This window comes from Pseudomonas sp. Irchel s3h14, from assembly GCF_900187425.1.
Lineage (GTDB): Bacteria > Pseudomonadota > Gammaproteobacteria > Pseudomonadales > Pseudomonadaceae > Aquipseudomonas.
The window spans coordinates 1-18253 of sequence record NZ_FYDJ01000015.1 but is presented as its reverse complement, the minus strand read 5'-3'; the positions used below and the strand labels follow the sequence as shown (position 1 = coordinate 18253).

General features: G+C 60.4%; 15 protein-coding genes. 2 read left to right on the top strand and 13 right to left on the bottom strand.

Translation table 11 applies throughout. The annotated features are described in order from the left end of the window. Positions 1-56: 56 nt before the first annotated feature. From CKW16_RS23475 to CKW16_RS23420, 12 genes are all read right to left on the bottom strand, one after another. Positions 57-1346: an FAD-dependent monooxygenase gene (locus CKW16_RS23475; protein ID WP_095131035.1), complete on the bottom strand. Its 1290-nt coding sequence runs from the start codon at positions 1344-1346 to the stop codon at positions 57-59. After that, positions 1343-2020, bottom strand: coding sequence for a S8 family serine peptidase (locus CKW16_RS23470; RefSeq protein WP_095131033.1), 678 nt, complete (start codon positions 2018-2020; stop codon positions 1343-1345). The genes CKW16_RS23475 and CKW16_RS23470 overlap by 4 nt, the downstream gene beginning before the upstream one ends. Further along, positions 2010-3728 carry an ABC transporter ATP-binding protein gene (locus CKW16_RS23465; protein ID WP_095131031.1) on the bottom strand — a complete coding sequence of 573 codons (1719 nt, stop codon included), beginning with the start codon at positions 3726-3728 and terminating at the stop codon, positions 2010-2012. Before CKW16_RS23465 ends, CKW16_RS23470 begins: the two co-directional genes overlap by 11 nt. Beyond that, positions 3728-5632 carry a sigma-54-dependent Fis family transcriptional regulator gene (locus CKW16_RS23460; RefSeq protein WP_095131029.1) on the bottom strand — a complete coding sequence of 635 codons (1905 nt, stop codon included), beginning with the start codon at positions 5630-5632 and terminating at the stop codon, positions 3728-3730. Before CKW16_RS23460 ends, CKW16_RS23465 begins: the two co-directional genes overlap by 1 nt. Before the next feature lie 248 nt (positions 5633-5880). Beyond that, positions 5881-6906, bottom strand: a complete 1026-nt coding sequence (locus tag CKW16_RS23455) for a histone deacetylase family protein (protein ID WP_095131027.1) — start codon at positions 6904-6906, stop codon at positions 5881-5883. A gap of 152 nt (positions 6907-7058) precedes the next feature. Continuing rightward, positions 7059-8288, bottom strand: coding sequence for a Zn-dependent hydrolase (locus CKW16_RS23450; RefSeq protein ID WP_095131025.1), 1230 nt, complete (start codon positions 8286-8288; stop codon positions 7059-7061). Between the two features lie 39 nt (positions 8289-8327). Then, entirely contained in the window at positions 8328-8939 is a 612-nt protein-coding gene (locus tag CKW16_RS23445) for an RraA family protein (protein ID WP_095131023.1), read from the bottom strand. After that, on the bottom strand, positions 8932-9324 hold the full coding sequence (locus CKW16_RS23440; protein ID WP_095131021.1) for a RidA family protein: 393 nt from the start codon (positions 9322-9324) through the stop codon (positions 8932-8934). Before CKW16_RS23440 ends, CKW16_RS23445 begins: the two co-directional genes overlap by 8 nt. 18 nt (positions 9325-9342) lie before the next feature. Beyond that, on the bottom strand, positions 9343-10722 hold the full coding sequence (locus CKW16_RS23435) for an MFS transporter (RefSeq protein ID WP_095131019.1): 1380 nt from the start codon (positions 10720-10722) through the stop codon (positions 9343-9345). Positions 10723-10849: 127 nt separating this feature from the next. Continuing rightward, positions 10850-11791 (bottom strand): glyoxylate/hydroxypyruvate reductase A, encoded by a 942-nt coding sequence (locus CKW16_RS23430; RefSeq protein ID WP_095131017.1) that lies wholly within the window; start codon positions 11789-11791, stop codon positions 10850-10852. Continuing rightward, on the bottom strand, positions 11788-12543 hold the full coding sequence (locus tag CKW16_RS23425) for a class II aldolase/adducin family protein (protein ID WP_095131015.1): 756 nt from the start codon (positions 12541-12543) through the stop codon (positions 11788-11790). Before CKW16_RS23425 ends, CKW16_RS23430 begins: the two co-directional genes overlap by 4 nt. Further along, positions 12540-13841: an MFS transporter gene (locus CKW16_RS23420; protein ID WP_095131013.1), complete on the bottom strand. Its 1302-nt coding sequence runs from the start codon at positions 13839-13841 to the stop codon at positions 12540-12542. The genes CKW16_RS23425 and CKW16_RS23420 overlap by 4 nt, the downstream gene beginning before the upstream one ends. Positions 13842-13998: 157 nt before the next feature. Between CKW16_RS23420 and CKW16_RS23415 the strand changes: the two genes are divergently transcribed. Next, entirely contained in the window at positions 13999-14958 is a 960-nt protein-coding gene (locus CKW16_RS23415; RefSeq protein ID WP_095131011.1) for a LysR family transcriptional regulator, read from the top strand. 12 nt (positions 14959-14970) lie between these two features. Here the strand turns inward: CKW16_RS23415 and mrdA are convergent, their stop codons facing one another. Further along, positions 14971-16863, bottom strand: coding sequence for a penicillin-binding protein 2 (mrdA, locus tag CKW16_RS23410; RefSeq protein WP_095131009.1), 1893 nt, complete (start codon positions 16861-16863; stop codon positions 14971-14973). Positions 16864-17135: 272 nt separating this feature from the next. Here mrdA and CKW16_RS23405 point away from each other — a divergent pair, with 272 nt between their 5' ends. Then, positions 17136-18059: a TIGR03571 family LLM class oxidoreductase gene (locus CKW16_RS23405; RefSeq protein WP_095131007.1), complete on the top strand. Its 924-nt coding sequence runs from the start codon at positions 17136-17138 to the stop codon at positions 18057-18059. Positions 18060-18253 lie beyond the last annotated feature (194 nt).

Sequence of the window (18253 nt, the reverse complement as noted above, 5' to 3'; positions counted from 1 at the left end):
ACGCGGAGCGTCCCTGGCGGCATTCCCACGCGGAGCGTGGGAACGATCAGTCTGTGTCAGGGTTTAAATCCTTGCGACAGTAACCAACTGCGAACCACCCGTCCCTGCTCCACCGTCAACCCAGCCAAAACCTGATCCCCTGGCTCACTGCCCAACCGCCGCACCAACGGCGCCAGCTCAACCCCTTGCACATGCCAGATCCCCAGCGGCTGATCCGCCGTGATCACCACCTCAGCCTCATCCACAAACCCCTCGTTCAACACCGGCGCGCGCTCAATCCTCAACGAGGAAAAATCCGCCTCGGCATGCGCCACCTCAGCATCCGGCCACTGCCGGCGCGCAAGCCAGAATGGCTGCTGCAACCAACGCTGCTCATCGGCATAAAAATCCCGCCCGATCCGCGCAAAACGCAAAAACAACTGCTCCACCCGTTGCTGATGAAAGCGCTGAGCCAGCGCCGCTCGCTCGGGTTTACGCAACAACGTATTGATCACCGTCGGCGCCTGTAACGCTGACGACAAGGACTGAAAGATCCCATTACCCGACAGCGGATCCACCGCCATCGCCGCATCCCCTACCCGAATCCAGTTTTCGCCACACACCTGCGGGCACAAAATCGCTGTGCTGCTGCGCGCATGCAGCTGTAGATCGATCTCAGGCTCGACACCGAAAAACGCCCGCGCCAACGCCGAACCCTCACGTCGCTCACGACAGTAGTCGAGCAACATCGCCTTGCCCGGCAACTCAGCACTGGCCACGTCCACGGTCCATTGCCAATAACACTGACCGTCGGCTCGCCGGGCCATCCAGGCCCAGCCGTCCTCAAGGCTTTCCACCGCACTGGCGGTGCTGCCCGGCGCGCCTTGCCAGCGATTGAGCAGGCTGACCGTCTCCGGTCCGCGCAGGCCTTTGCCGAGTGCAGGTGCCTGACGCCCACGCGCCTCAACCAGAAAATCCGCCAGCAGCGCCTCGCGCCCTTCGATCTCGATCCGATGCCCCGAAACCGATGACTGCACCGTCAGCACGCGGCCTTCGATCAGCTCAACGCCAGCCAGACGCAGATCCTCGCGCAAGCCTCGATCAAAGCTTGGGCGATCCAGTAAAAATTCGATGTTTTGCGCATGCTGCTGGCCGTTCCATGACACCTGTCTTTGGGACGGCAGCGCCGCATCCACCAAGGCTTGATGAAGCCCCGCGCCACGCAAGGCCTCCAGTACCCGAATGGAAACGCCTTCCAGCGCCGCAAACCGCCGCCATTCACTGACCAGCGTCACGGGATAACCGAGCCGACGCAAACCCAAGGCAACCGCCGCTCCCGCGGGCCCTGCGCCAAGAATCAAAATCATGGCCCGAAGCGCCGTTCAGGGCCGCGATAACGGGCATTCTCCCGCAGCCACTCAATGACCTGTTCGTTGCTCGCCTCGGGATGTGCCACCAGGAAACCTGCGATGTGCCCGCTCAACGCCGCACAGCCGAGGCTGGCGCCAGACTGCCCCGGATAGGTGCCATGCACACACGCGGCAAAATCTGCCTGAACACTGTTGAGCCACGACCATTCCTGTTCGGCACAACGCGCATCGCCGGTGACTCGCAGCACCTGTGGATAATTCGCCGGAAACACGCCTTCGCCCTGAGCCGGGCTGGATGCACAGAGCAAAACACCTCGCGCTACCGCCGCCGCACAGGCTTCACGCAACAGGCTGCGATCCTGACGCAGACCGAGGCTCAAATTGATCAGCCGAACGTCCTGCGCCACCAGCCAGTCAATTGCCGTAGCAATCTGCAACGCGCTGGTAACCCCACGCTGGTCGAACACCTGAGCCACACAAAATACTGCCGAAGGCGCCCGCCGACCGATGGCCTCGACCACCGCACTGCCGTGGCCCAGCGGATCGTCGCGCAAGTCGCTTTCGGCCAGGCCATCCGCCAGCAACGAGAAGCGCCGCCCGGCGACCACTTGCACCCGCTGCGCTGCCGAGTGACCGCTGTCCACTACGCCAATCCGCAGCTCAGGCTTCATGCAGCACCGTTTTTGAAGTGAGTACGCCGTCGAGCAATTCAAAGCGCAAATCGGCATCCGCCAAGGTTGAAGGACGGTGGCTGATGAGAATCCGCGTACGCCCGGCAAACAGTCGATCGATGGCTTCGATGACTTCGCGTTCGGTGGCTTCATCCACCGCCGAAGTCGCTTCGTCCAGCACCAGAATCAACGGATCCTGCAACAGCGCCCGGGCGATGGCGATGCGTTGTTTCTGCCCGCCGGACAACTGCTGACCGCGTTCGCCCAATGGACTGTCGAGGCCTTCGGGTAACGACTCGATCAGACTGTCGAGTTGCGCCAGCCGAGCCACTTCGGCAATTGCTTCACGGCTGGCGTCCGGCACCGCGTAGGCGAGGTTGTCGGCGAGGCTGCCGCGAAACAGCACGATGTCCTGACTGACCACGGCAATCCGCCGACGCAGCTGGAACAGGTCCAGTTCGCGCAGATCGACCTCTCCCAGCAACACCCGGCCGGACTGCGGATCGTGGTGCCGTTGCAGCAGGTCGATCAGGGTCGATTTGCCGACCCCGGAGCCGCCGCTCAGGGCGACTTTCAAACCGTAGGGAATTCTCGCTTCGATGCCGCGCAGGGTTGTCGGGCGACCTGGATGGCTGAAGTGCACGTCGTCGAAACGCAGCTCGCCAGAAGTCGGCATCGGCTGCGGCATGACCGGCGTGAGAACGGTCGGTTCTTCGCCGCGCAACTCCATCACACGCCCGAGGCTGACGGTCATTCGTTGGACCGCGACATAGAGGCCCAGCAGGCTCTGCACCGGTCCGACGGCCATGCCCAGATAGGTGGAAAACGCGATCAGCGCGCCCAGTTGCCAGGTACCCTGCACCACCCAATATCCGCCGATCAGGAACGCGCAGGCACGGGACAGAGACGTCAGTGTGCCCGGCACTGCCTGAGTGAAAAACTCGGTGACCTGCAGGCGCAGCAACTGGCTCATGTAGCCTTGACCCAATGTCTCCAGGCGCCGCGATTCACGCTGTTGCTGGCCAGCAGACTGGATGAACTTCATCACCGGCAAGGTCTCGACCATGAACGAGGACATGTCCGCCGAGCGCTCGCGCAATTGCCGCACATCCCGTTCGACCTTGCGTCGCATCCAGCGCAGCCAGAGTACATCGAGGGGAATCAGCACCAACGCCAGCAACGAGAGTTTCCACGACAGGGTCAGCAGCATCGCCACGGCGCAGACCAGACCGATCACGCTCGACACCGCCGAGAACAACGAGTCCACGGCAAAGCGCTGGATCTCCGCGACGTCACCATCGAGGCGTGACATCAGGTCACCGATGCGGCGCTGTCCGTAGAAACTCGGCGAAAGCGTTTGCAGATGTCGATAAAGGTCATCGCGCAGAGCAAACAGAATCCGCCCGGACAGCCGCGTGTGCAGGTAACGGTTGATCCCCGACAACCCCGTTCCGAGCAGCCCGGCCACGATCATCAGCCCGGCGATCAGCACCAGCATCGGAAAGTTGCGCGCCAGCAAACCATCGTCGATCAGCAGTTTGGTCAGCCACGGCTGGACCAACACCAGCAACGAGGCGCAGACCGATAATCCGAGCAGCCCGGCAATCGCCAGACGATGAGGTCGCACGAAGCTGTAGAGCCAGCGCAATGCCGCTTGCAGGGCTTCGGGGTTCTGGCTGTCGATCAGCCGAACGATCAAGCGCTGCATCACGAACGCAACTGTTTGAGCTTGCGATACAAGGTCGCGCGGCTGATGCCCAAGGCGTCGGCAGCGGCCGAGACGTTGCCCTGATGAGTGTCCAGGGATTGGCGAATCAGCTCCAGTTCATTTTCGCGAATGCTGCCGGCCTGAGGGCGTTCGGTAGCGGTCAACTCGTCGAGCATGCTGTCGGGCAAGTGGTCGAGGGTGAGTACGGTGTCCCCCGGTTCGCGCATGGCCAGCGCCGTTCGTAACACCATTTCCAGTTGGCGGATGTTGCCCGGCCAGTGATAGCCGCCGAGCAAACGGTTCAAGTCGTCATGCAGGACCATCGTCGGCGCATCCAGCTTGGCCAGCAGGCGAGTGACCAGACCGCTGAAATCCTCACGCTCGCGCAGAGCAGGGAGCATCACGCTGATGCCGTTGACCCGATAAAACAGGTCCTCGCGGAAATGTTTTTCTTCGACCAGACGCTTGAGGTCACGGTGCGTGGCGCAGATCAATGCGACGTCGATGTCTTGCTCTTCACCGGCGCCCAACGGTGCCACTTTACGGTCCTGCAACACCCGCAGCAGACGGGCCTGCAAGGCCAGCGGCATGTCGCCGATTTCGTCGAGAAACAAGGTGCCGCCATGGGCCTGTTGCAGACGACCGATCATGCCGCCGCGACGCGAGCCGGTGAACGCACCTTCGCGGTAGCCGAACAGTTCCGACTCGATCAGGCCTTCGGGGATCGCCGCGCAGTTCACCGCGACAAAGGGTTTGTCGCAGCGGGTGCCGGCCATGTGCAGGGCGCGGGCGATGACTTCCTTACCGGTGCCGGTTTCGCCCAGCAGCAACACCGGCAGCTCATTGGCCAGGCCTTGACGGGCCATGCGCAAGGCTCGGGCATACCGGACATTGCTGCCGGCCAGGGATTCGAGATCCGGTTGTGCTTTGGCGGTTTTCGCTGTGCTGCGCGGCGGCGTGCTGACATTGATCGAACGCTGCGGCGCACGCAGGGTTTTGTAGAAGAACTCGCCTTTGGCCGTTTGCAAACTGCCGACACCGCCCTGATGAAGACGCGACAGAAGTTGCAGGCCATCGACGCCCAGAAACTCTTCACAGCGTCGACCGACCAACGCCGAGCGCTCGGCGTGGAGCAACTGACAGGCTTGGGCGCTGACCGCGAGAATCTGCCCGCCAAGGCTCACCGCCAACAGGCCTTGCCAAGGGGATTCGAGGTACTGCCGACGGCTGTGGAAAGCCAGGACGATTTCGTCCGGATAACTGGCGTTGAACACCCGGCTTTCGATCTGGCTGACGGCCATGGCCAGCAACGCGGTGCTGTCGTGGACACGACCGAGCGGGCCTTCGCGCGTCAGGTCGAGTACGCCGAGGATGTCGCCCTGAGGGCAATGGATCGGCACCGAGGTGCAGGAGAAATCGGTCAGGCGATCGAGGTAATGTTCGCCGCAATCGATCATCGTTGGCCGGGCTTCCACCAGTGCGGTGCCCAGCGCATTGGTGCCGCGAGCGGCTTCGCTCCAGCAGGCGCCGAGGGTGATGTCTTGCAGGCCGCTGCCCTTGAGGCGATCGGCGCGTCCTTCGACAGCGAGGATGGTGGCGTCGGAATTGGCAAGGATGATCAGCCCTTCCTTGCCCTGGCGCTCGGCCAGGTAATCGATGGCCGGCAATGCCGCGTCGATCAGCAGCCGATTGCTCGCCAACAGCACGTCGAGGCTCGCGCTCGATTCCAGCGCCAGCTCGTGCTTGGCATTGAAATGCACGCCATGGCTCAGGCTACGCCGCCACGACGCATCGATTTCCGCCCGCAATACGCCATCCGGGACTTCGCCCTCGAGATGGAGCTTTTCCCGGGCCAGCCGGGCTTCGCGGTGCAGTTTGGGAGGAGTTGTTTTTATTAGCGTCATCAAGCGCTCCGGATCGGTCCGCCCTGCGCTTTTTTAAGATCAGCGCCCTGCCGCAATCTTTACGTTAACGTCAGGGCGATGGCAAGTGCCTTACGGCGCTTGTGTTCCGTCAGGTCGACCGCGTTATCGTTCATCGCGGGCACGCCTTGCTCCTACAGGGATCGAGCCGAGCCTGGATTGGCATTCAACCTCGGCCCTTGTAGGAGCATGGCTTGCCCGCGATAGCGATCTACCAGACACCAAAGATCTCAGAGCTGCCACACCTCGGGGCTCACAAAAAACGCCCGGGCATTATCCTCAAGACTCTCCAAGTGATACCCGCCCTCCTGCACGATCAGACACGGCAACCCAAGGCTGCGAATCCGCTCGCCCAGTAGCGCAAACCCTTCACGGGTCACCGCCACTTTGCTCTGCGGATCCAGCTCGAAAATATCGAACCCCAGGGACAACACCAACACCTCGGCGCCGAAGTCTTTCACCGCCGCCAACGCCACGTCCAATTGACCCAGGAAGTCCGCCTCACTGGCGCCATGCGCCATCGGCAAGTTGAGGTTGAAGCCCTCGCCCTTCCCTGCACCCCGCTCATCAGCGAACCCGGCAACCCCCGGATAGAAGTTGGTCGGATCGCCATGCACCGAAACGTAGAGCACGTCATCGCGGTCGTAGAAAATCTCCTGAATTCCCTGCCCGTGGTGCATGTCAGTGTCGAGCACCGCGACGCGCGCAAACCCGGCACGCAGAACCTGAGCAGCCACCGCGGCATTGTTCACATAGCAGAAACCGCCCGCCGCTTCGGCCCGGGCGTGATGCCCCGGAGGACGGCACAAGGCGTAAGCCGCCGGCTCGCCATCGAGCAAGGCTTGGGCGCCAGCGATAGCGCTTTGCGCCGACCAATAGGCCGAACGCCAGGTCTGCTCGCCCACCGGGCAACTGCCATCCGCCAGATAGCGGGCGGCCTGGGCGAGAATCCCGCGCAGGGCGTTGGGCTCGCGGACGAAGATGTTCGACATCACCTCGTCGCCCCAATCCTCCGGGATCTCTTTCCAGCGCTGATGCGCTTCCTGCAAAAACGTCAGGTACAGCGCGCCATGGACCGCCAGCAGCGGATCGAGCCCGGCATCGACCGGTTGCTCGACATTAAAGCCCAGCGAATGCGATGCCTGGACCAACCGCTGAGCCCGCTCCGGCACTTCCTGTGGTATGCGCATCTGCCCACGGGAGTAGTAGCTGCGTGGATGGTGAAGCAATTGTTCGGGGTGGAAAAAACTGCGCATGGGATGAATACCTGTCAGTTAACCTAGATCTTGAAACCAAGTGCGTTCAACTGTGGGAGCGAGCTTGCTCGCGATGAGGTCAGCACATTCAACATTGATGGCGGCTGATCCACCGCTATCGCGAGCAAGCTCGCTCCCACAGGGATTGCGTTTTACTCGACTTTTCCGGCACGGCTCACGACAGCGTTGAGTAGCACATCAGTGCCCTGACGCACATCTTCAGGCAGCACATCTTCGGCTTCGTTATGGCTCAAGCCGCCGACGCATGGGATGAACACCATCGCCGTCGGGCAGTACCGCGCCAGATGAATCGCATCATGCCCGGCGCCGCTGACAATCGATTGCTGAGCGTAGCCCAGCGCGTCCACCGCCTGCTGCACCGCCGCCACGCAATCGGCATCGAAGGGTGTTGCCGGGCTGATCCAGTGAGGCGTAATCGTCAGGTTCAAGCCTCGGCTATCGGCAATCGCCTGAAGCCGCTCGCGGACTTGCTGCTCCATGGCCTCAATCGCTTCGTCGCGGTGATGACGCAGGTCGACGGTGAAATTCACCAGGCCCGGAATGGTATTGCGCGAGGACTTGTTGATGCTCAACTCGCCGACAGTGGTCAGCCCTTCGGGGGTGAAATCACTGGCCAGGCCTTCGATTGCCTGGATCATTTGTGCGACGCCGTACAAGGCGTCCTTGCGCAACGGCATCGGCGTTGTACCGGCGTGGGCAGCCATGCCTTCGACCCGCACGTCGAGCCAGCGAATCGCCTGCCCGCCGCTGACCACGCCGATGCTTTTGGCGTTGTCTTCGAGGATCGGACCTTGTTCGATGTGCGCTTCAAAGTACGCATCCACCGCGCCGCCAAACGGGCGCTCGCCGGCGTAACCGGTGCGTTTCAACGCCTCGGCAACGCTGATGCCGTCGATGTCACGCACCGCCAGCGCCGTGTCCAATTCCATGATTCCGGTGAACACCGCCGAGCCGAACATCGCCGGGGTGAAGCGTGCGCCTTCTTCGTTGGTCCACACCGCCACTTCCAGCGGCTTGCGGGTCTGGATGCCGAGGTCATTCAGGCAACGCACCACTTCCAGGCCGGCAAGTACGCCGTAGACGCCATCGAAACGCCCGCCTTCAGGCTGGGTGTCGAGGTGACTGCCCATCATCACGGGCGCCGCATCGGGGTCGGTGCCGGCGCGACGGGCGAACAGGTTGCCGATGGCGTCCACGCTCAGGGTCATGCCGGCTTCGCGGCACCAGTGGGAAAACAGTTCGCGACCGGCCTTGTCTTCATCGCTCAGGGCCAGGCGGCAGCTGCCGCCACGAGCGGTGGCGCCGATTTCGGCCATGTCCATCAGACTCGCCCAGAGGCGTTCACCATTAATTTTCAACATGAGTTACTCCTGGGAAATATCGATCAAGCACCTGACGGCCTAAACACTCAAAACCTGCGACACCGGTTCACCGGCGCGCAGCCGCTCCAACAAGCACGGCTCGGCGCGATCGGAAGCCAGCGCGCATTCGATGACGTTTTGCGCAATGACCGGATCGAGAAACAGCACGCCGTTGTCGTCCGCCAGCACGAAATCCCCGGGATGCACCGTGACGCCGGCACAGTGGATCGGCTGATTGATCTGACTGTCGCCACGGCCATGCAACTTGGTGGTCAGCAGGCTGGTGCCGCGAGCGAAGACCGGCAACCCGGCCTCGCGCAGTTCCAGCAAGTCGGTCACCGCGCCGTCCACCACGATTCCCACCGCACCGGCGCAGCGCGCCGCGCAACTGGTGACGGCGCCTACCGGGGCGTGTTGCCAGTCGCCATCGGTGTCGATCACCAGCACATCGCCGGGCTGGATGAGCGCCAGGGCCTGGTTGACCGCGATGGCATCGGCGCCCACCAGTTTCAGGGTCAGCGCACGGCCGACCAATTTCACATTGGGCACCATGGCCCGCAGTTGCGAGTCGGCAAAGCCCTCCTCGAGAAAATGCCCAAGGGTCGGAAAGCTCACCGCGTTGAGCTGCTCGATCAGCTGCGATTCATCCATGTTGCGCCTCCTTGGCAATCAACTCGGCAACACAGTCGATTTCCAGCGACACACCCCACAACGCCACGCACACCGTGGTGCGTGCCGGCGGCGCATGACCGAGGAACTCGCGATACACCGCGTTGAACGGCTCCAGTTGTGCGGGATCGGTGAGGTACGCGTTGACCTTGATCACGTGGCTGAAGTCGGACCCGGCTTCAATCAGGATCGCCTGCAGATTGCGCAAGGTTTGTCGCACTTGATCGGGGAAACTGGCCGGCTGGTCATCAAGATTGTTCTGGGCCGGGATCTGCCCGGCGGTGAACACCAGGTGACCGCTGACCACCGCTTGGGAGTAAGGGCCGACCGGACCGATGAAGCCCGGGGCTGACTGAATTCTGCGCATGTTGTTGAACTCCATGGATCAGGCCGCAGCCGATTTGACAGGCTTGCCAAAGGCTTGGTCGTCGGCCGGAACTGCCGTCGGGATTTCGCTGATGTCTCGCTTGAAGGTCTCGGTCAGCAACAACAACGCCACCAACGAAATCAACGCCGCGCCAATCATGTACCAGGCCACCGAAGAGCCTTTGCCGGTCGCTGCCAGCAATGCGGTGGTGACGATGGGCGTCGCGGCACTGCCGAGCAGACCGGACAACATGTAGCTGATCGACAACCCGGAATAGCGCACCCGGGTGCCGAACAGTTCGGCGAGGAAGGTCGCGATCGGCCCGTAGTTGGCCGCGAAGGCCGTCATCAACAGCAAGTAGCCGAAGATCACACAGGGCAACTCTTTGGTGTCCATCAACCAGAACATCGGGAACGCCACCAACGCTTCGGCCACGATGCCGGCAACGATGATCGGCTTGCGTCCATAACGGTCCGACAGCGCACCGAACACCGGCAACATGACGATGCACCAGGCGCAGGACAGCAACACCACGCCGAGCATCACACTGCGGCTGAACCCGAGATTCTGCGTGCCGTACGTCAGGCCGAAGGCAACGATGATGTTGAACGACGCCCCGGTCGACATGGTGGCGATCCCGCCCAGCACGACTTGTTTCCAGTACTTGCGAAACACTTCCGCCAGCGGCATTTTCACCTGCACCTCAGCTTCCTTGACCTTGTTGAAGGCCGGGGTTTCAGAGATGTTCAAGCGGATGTACAAGCCCACGGCGATCAACAGCACGCTGGCCAGGAACGGAATACGCCAGCCCCAGGCCAACAGGTCTTCAGGGGACAGCCACGCAGCAATCACGAGGAAGGCCAGGTTGGCAATCATGGTCCCGGCCGGGACGCCGATCTGTACCCACGAGCCGTACAAACCGCGTTTGTTGGCGGGTGCATGTTCCACCGCCATCAACACCGCACCGCCCCACTCGCCGCCCAACGCCAGGCCTTGAATCACCCTCAGCAGCAACAACAGAATCGGCGCCCAGATACCAATGGCCGCGTAGTTAGGTAATAACCCGATGGCGAAAGTAGCGGCGCCCATGGTCAACAGTGAAACCAACAACATCGACTTGCGTCCCAAACGGTCACCGAAATGCCCGAACAGTGCCGCGCCGACAATCCGGGCCAGGTAGGCCGAAGCAAACGTACCGAAAGCCAGTAATGTACCGATTAACGGGTCGAAGTCCGGAAAGAACACTTTGTTGAACACCAGCGCCGACGCCGTGGCGAACACAAACAGGTCGTACCATTCCACCGTGGTGCCAATCACACTGGCCACGGCGACTTTCTTCATGTTGACTGCAACTTCCGGAGGTGCGCCGGACTTTTCTACAGGCGATAGATCGCTCATTACTGTCTCCAGGAGTTCATCAAGAACTCATATTTAATTGTTTTAACTGGCAGTAAAACTTTCGAGGTGAGGGAATGTTGTTATAGATCGCCCAACTCAATGGGCGAGTTTGCAAGGCGCTTTCTTATTAATAACCGAGTGTTCGGTCCGCACAATTCAATAACGGTTCGCCGCTATTTAAACGGCGAAAGTTCTCTGCTACTTGTTCGGCGATACAGTCGTGAGAGGCCGCCGATGCCATGTGCGGGGTGATGGTGACGCCGGGCATTGTCCAGAGGCGGTGATCGACCGGCAGCGGTTCTTGTTCAAAAACATCCAGCAACGCACCGCGCAGTTTTCCTCGGGCCAAGGCTTGTTCGAGGTCGTCGATATTCAGATGACCACCCCGACCACAATTGACCAGCGCGGCGCCATTGGCGAGTCGCTCGAACGTTGCACTGCCGAGGATGCCGCGGGTTTCGTGGGTCAGCGGCAACAGGTTAATCAGCAACTCCAATCCATCGAGAAACGGGTTCAGCTTTTCCGCACCGGCGAACGTCTGTACGCCCGGCAAGTCCTTGCTGCGGCGCGCCCAACCACGAACGTCGTAACCGGCGGCGGCCAGGTCCTGGGCAATGGCGCTGCCCAACGATCCAAGCCCCATCACCCCGACCTTGAACTGCCCCGCCGCCCGTTGCAGCGGCCGCTCCCAACGCTGCTCCTGTTGCTGCAACAGAACCTGATCGAAGCCGCGGTGATAGTGAATCGCCGCCCAGCGCACGTACTCGGTCATGCCTTGGCGGTGGCCGGGATCGACCACTCGGCAGATCGGCAGATCCGGGCACGACGGGTCGTGATCGAGGTGATCGATGCCGGCGGCTACCGAGTGAATGACTTGCAGGTTCGGCAATGCGGCGAGGCTGCCCGGCAAGGGAAACCAGCACGCGGCAATCTGCGCATTCCTGGCCAACGGATCATCGGCCAGGACTGCCTTGAGTTGCGGCGCACTGCGGGCAAACGCTACCTGCAATTGCTTGAGTAGAAGACTGTCGCGGGACAGTAAAACCACGGTGTTGGTGACGGTTTTCACGATAAGTAGGACTCGCGCTGGGATTCGATCAGGGTCAAAGCGGCCTCCCAGGCCAGGTCGATGATGTTGTCCTGCTCATCGCGGTCAAACTGTTCGGCAGTATGTGCGCACACTTCCGGGGACGGGTAATGCAGCGCCGAACCACCGGACAACGCCGCAACCTGCGCCTGACAGGCACGCTCCAGAAAGTGAATCTCCTGGAACGCCTGGGCCACGCCGGAACCACCGACCAACAGTCCATGATTACGCAGGATCATCGCCCGGTGCGGCCCCAGATCGGCAATCAAACGCTCGCGCTCATCCAGCGACAGCGCGATGCCTTCATAGGTGTGATACGCCAACTTGCCGTAGAACTTCAGCGCGTGCTGACTGATCGGCAGCAATCCTTGTTTCTGGGCTGCGACCGCCATGCCGGCGGCCGTGTGGGTGTGAATCACACAATTGAGATCCGGGCGGGCCATGTGGATCGCCGAGTGAATGACGAAGCCGGCGGCGTTGACCCGATGACCTTCATACTCCGGATCGACGACTCGCCCGTCCTGATTGATACGCACCAGGTCCGAAGCGCGCATGCGGTCGAAAATCACCCCATAGCGGTTGATCAGGAAGTGATGCTCCGGCCCTGGAATACGCAGGGTGATGTGGGTGTCGATCAGGTCGGTCATGCGAAAGTGCGCGACCAGGCGATACAGCGCAGCCAGTTCGCAACGGGCTTGCCATTCAACCGGGCCGATGTGTTCAGGTTTACTCACGAATACACCTCTTTAGCAGCGTGGGTGACGACCGGGTTGGCGCGCAGGCGGGCCAGGCCGCAAACACCGATCAAGGACAGGGCCGATAGCAGGGTGAAGAACACCGCCAACGGCAACCATTGTCCGGAAAACTTGCTCGCCAGCAGCGTGCCGATCAGCGGCGTAGTACCGCCGGCCAGGGCGCAGCTCAACTGGTAGGCGATAGAAATGCCCGAGTAGCGCAGGTGCACCGGGAACGCCTGGGTCATGTAGCCGGCGATCACCGCGTAAAGCGCCGAGAGAATCACCACCGCCAGAGCAATGCCGACAGTCATCAGCACAATGTTCTGTGTGCCCACCAACATGAACATCGGGTACGGCGTGACCATGCACAGCAGCGCGACGAGTTTGAGGAAGCGTCCTTCGCCGATGCGCTCGGCCAGCAACGCGGAGAGCGGTTGCGAGAGCAGCTGAATGACGGTCACCAGGAACAGGCAATCGAGAATCGTCGAACGCGCGATACCCTGATACTGGGTGACGTAGGTGATCATGAAAGTATTGGTAAAGAAGAACCCGGCCGAACCGATGGTCACGGCGGCGGCAGCAAACAGGATCTGCCGCCAGCAGGTGCGGATCACGTCCTTCACCGGGTACTTGGAAGTCTCATTGTTGTCCCGGGCCTTGGCGAACTCCGGTGACTCGTGAACACCGGAACGGATCATCAGGCCGACCATCATCAACACACCGCTGGCGAGAAACGGCAGACGCCAGCCCCAGGCGAGGAAGTCCTCTGGCTCAAGGGATGTCACCAAGCGAAAGGCGATCAACGCCAGCAGCAAACCGGCCGGGCTGCCGAGTTGGGCGAACGAGGCGTAGAAGGTTTTGCGCTTGGCCGGGGCGTGTTCGCTGGCCATCAGCACCGCCCCGCCCCACTCGCCGCCGACTGAAATGCCCTGGATCAACCGCAACACGATCAGGCCGATCGGCGCCCAGATACCGGCGCTGGCGTAGCTCGGCAACATCCCGATACCAGCGGTGGCCAGCCCCATCAACGCAATGGTCACCAGCAGCATTTTCTTGCGACCGAGGCGATCACCCAGATGACCGAACACCATGCCGGCCATTGGGCGAGCGATGAAGCCGACGGCGAAACTGCCGAACGCTGCCAGGGTGCTCATCACCGGGTCGTGGCTGGGAAAGAACACTTGCCCGAGCACCAGCGCTGCCGCCGTGGCATAGATGTAGAAGTCGTAGAACTCGATGGTCGTGCCAATGAAGGCTGCCGCCGCCGCTCGACGCGGTTGAGGGGTAGTGTGCATGCAAGGACCCTGTGTATTTATAGTTTTGGGCAGGTACTGAAGGCTGTTTACGGATTGCACTCTGTGGCGCTTGTTAGCTTTATCGCTTCCGTGCCAGGATTAGTCAATTTTCAAATTCTTATCTTTACTATTAGCCTTGCTACTACATGGAGTTTATATGCCCTCCACTTCTAACCCTTGGGTCGGTCGCCGCTTTCTGAATGACCGCCTCGACTGGAACCTGCTGCGCACCTATCTGGTGATCGGCCAGGAAGGCAGCATGAGCCGGGCCGCCGCGCGATTGCACATCACGCAGTCAGCCGTCAGCCAGGCGCTTAAACGGCTGGAGGAACAATTGGAATGTGTGTTGATTGCCCGCAGCGGGCGGCGGTTTGATCTGACCGAAACCGGGGAGGAAGTCCTGCGCATTGCGGCGGACATTTACGGCGATATTTCACGACTGGGCACGGTGGTGGAGAGTCGTAACGACGACGTGGTCGGCAAGATCCGCATCCTTACCGTCAGCGGCGTGCAAGCACGACATTACGACGAGTTCCTCGCCGATTTCCACGAAACTCATCCAAAAATCGAGTTTGAAGTCGAGGTGATGGGCAGCTCAAACATCATCAGTTCACTGCTGCAAAAGACGGCGACTATTGGCGTCGGCCTGTGCCGTTTACCGCAGCCACGGCTGGAGCAGCGAGTACTGTTTCGTGAGACTTATGCGTACTTTTGTGGGCAACGTCATCGGTTGTTTGGGCAGGAGAATCTGACCCTGGAACAGCTCGCGGCGGAGAACTTTGTCAGCTTCACCAGTGACCAACTCGGGGGCAATCTTTCGCCTCTGACATTGTTCCGCGACCAACAAGGCTTTACCGGCAAGATCGTCGCTTCATCGACGAGTTTCGAAGAGATTTATCGCTTGATCTGTTCAGGGTTCGGTATTGGCTGTCTGCCGACGCACCTGGTACGAAGGGATGTCGAGCAAGGTTTGCTTTGGCGTTTACCGCCGGAAGATGGGGTGGTGGATTTCGATATCCAGCTGTTGTGGAATCGTGAGCAGAAGATGAGTCAGGCCGAAACCGTGTTCCTCGAAAGCTTCCAGCACATGCTCAGTATTCGTGAGCCTGTGCTGTGAAGCCTTGATCGCTTAGACGTGAGGATCACCCGGTGCTTTGCTCGGTGTAGCGTATTGTGGCTTCAAGTGACCGTCCTGATCGAGTAGCCAGGCGTCCATGATCTGCCGCACCACGGGACCTGCGACGCGACCGCCGGCCTCGCCGTTTTCGATCATCACCGAGATGACAATCTTCGGATGTTCGGCCGGGGCGAAACCGACGAACAAGGCGTTGTCGCGGTTACGCTCCAGGGTTTTCGCCCGGTTGTAACGCTCACCCTGCTTGATCGCCACCACTTGCGCGGTACCACTCTTGCCGGCGATACGGTACTGAGCGCCCTGCGCTGCCGCTCGGGCAATCCCGCGAGCGTCGTGCATCACCATCTGCATGCCATGGTTGACCTGCTCCCAGTCACGCGGGTCTTTCAACAGGATGTTTGGCATTGGATGCTCATCCACTGGCGCAACACCGTCCACGGTCTTGGCCAGGTGCGGCCGGTTCCAGACACCTTTGTTGGCGATCAATGCCGTGGCCTGTGCGAGCTGCAGCGGCGTGACCTGCATGTAGCCCTGGCCGATGCCGAGGATCACGGTCTCACCCGGGAACCATGCCTGACGGCGCGTGGCACGTTTCCAGGCTTGCGATGGCATCAAACCGGCAGACTCTTCGAACATGTCCAGCGAGACTTTCTCGCCGAGGCCGAACATCGCCATGTAGTCATGCAGTCGATCGATACCCAGCTTGTGGGCCAGGTCGTAGAAGTAGGTGTCGTTGGAGCGCATGATCGCCGCGTCCATGTCCACCCAGCCATCGCCACTGTGGTTCCAGTTGCGGTACTTGTGATCGAAGTCCGGGAGTTGGTAATAACCGGGGTCGAAGACGCGGGTCTGCGGGGTAACGACGCCGGCGTCCAGGCCGGCAATGGCCACTTCCGGCTTGATGGTCGAACCCGGTGCATAGAGGCCGCGCAGTACGCGGTTGAACAGCGGCCGGTCGATGGAGTCGTGGAGCGCTGCGTATTCCTTGAAGCTGATACCGGTGACGAACAGGTTCGGGTCGAAACTCGGCTTGCTGACCATCGCGAGTACTTCGCCGGTCGACGGATCGAGAGCGACCACCGAACCGCGACGATCACCCAAGGCTTCCTCGGCGGCTTCCTGAAGTTTGACGTCGAGGCTCAGTACAATGTTTTTGCCCGGGATCGGATCGGTGTGCTTGAGCACTCGCAGGACCCGGCCCTGAGCGTTGGTTTCAACTTCTTCGTAACCAACCTGGCCGTGTAACTGCGACTCGTAGAATTTTTCGATGCCGGTCTTACCAATGGATTGAGTGCCACGGTATTCCACCGTGTCCAGGGCTTTGGACTCTTTCTCGTTGATACGGCCGACGTAGCCAATGGAGTGGGCAAAATGCGCGCCCATCGGGTAGTGGCGAACGAATTGTGGCTCTACGTCGATCCCCGGCAGACGGAACTCGTTGACCGCCAACACGGCGATTTGTTCTTCGCTGAGTTCGTAGAACAAGGTGACCGGCACGAATGGATGGCGCGCCTGCTTCATCGCCTTGTCAAACAGCGAGCGGTCTTCAGTCGGCAAGTGCAGGAGGGTGACTACTTCATCCAGTTCCTCTTTGACATCGGAGGCGCGTTCGCGGGTGATGGTCAGGTTGAAGCTGGGACGGTTGTCCGCCAGAACTACGCCGTTGCGGTCGTAGATCAATCCGCGCGTGGGGGTGATCGGCAGGACGTGGACGCGGTTGTTTTCAGAGATCGTCGAGTGATAGTCAAATTCGACCACCTGCAGGACATACATGCGCACTACCAGTGCACAGGTAATGGCGACAACGAACAGGGCGCAAGCCATCAGTCTTTTGTTGACCAGGCGCGTCTCTTTTTCGTGGTCCTTGATCGGTATCGGTTGGGGCATTTCTGCAGCAGCTCTTTGACTGTGAAGGGGCGCCAATCCGTAGGCTCGAAATCAGTCCGTTAAAAAACGAGCTGCACCATACCAAAAACCGTGCGGTCACTTTAGTGCGATTTCCTCTAATGGTTGTCCTTGAAGGCCAAAACGACGGTCGGTTTTTTAATGACTCGTGCGTTTTGCTCAAGATTGATATTCCCATTCATGCATTTTTCTTGAAGAAGGGCCTGTAGATACTGGGTGCATGTCATTCCGTTATGTTTTTTTGGAGTCTTTTCATGCATCCACGATTTCAACGATTACTGGGCTCCAATGGATTTTCCATTGGGCTGGAACTACCCCTGGATAACGATTGGTCCAGCGATGGGCAGCGGCTGCGGATTGCCGAGGAGCGGCCGTTTGGAGTTCCGGACCTGAAGCAGCACGCCGCTATGGCGCGCCTTGCAGACAAGGCTGGTTTCCGCGCTCTGTGGGTCCGCGATGTGCCGGTTTATGATCCCGATTTTGGTGATGCGGCACAGGTGTTCGAAACCTTTTCCTACCTTGGCTACCTGGCCGGGATCACTGACAACATCATGCTGGGTACAGCGGCGGTTGTATTACCGTTACGTCAACCTTGGTTAACGCTCAAGGCTGCCAACAGTGTTGATGAGCTGAGCGATGGACGTCTGCTACTGGGTGTGGCCAGTGGCGACCGACCTATGGAGTATCCGTTGTTTGGTGTGGACTACGATCAGCGGGGACAGATCTTTCGCGATACGGTCGAGTTGTTGCACAGCCAAGGTGAAGGACGCTTGCCGGAAGGTGCTCGCCTGTTACCGGAGCGAGATCAGCCGGTGCCATTGCTGGTTGCAGGCCTTGGTCAGCAATCCCCGGCGTGGATCGGCCAACACATGGACGGCTGGCTCGCCTACCCCGGTACTCCGGATGAACATCGACGCCGAGTGGGACTGTGGCGAGAGGTCGGTGGCGATAAACCTTACATCAGCTTCGTTCACCTGGACCTGGCGGCCAATCCTCATACACCGATGCGACGTGTGCGTTTTGGCGGCAGCTGCGGGAGGCTGGCATTGATTGATGAGCTTCAGGCATTGCGTGAAGCCGGCGTGCAGCACGTTGGCTTGCATCTGCGTCGTAGCGAGCGGCCGGTTGCCGAGGTTATTGAAGAGATTGCTGAATACGTTCTGCCGAAGTTTCACTAACGATGCTGCTGGAACCAGGGATAACCGATGGGCTGTCCCTTTTTCGCCGCGGCACTTTTCTGCGGACAAAACAAAACCCCTACCTGCATACGCAGATAGGGGTTTCGGAATTTAATCTTGACGATGACCTACTCTCACATGGGGAAACCCCACACTACCATCGGCGATGCATCGTTTCACTGCTGAGTTCGGGA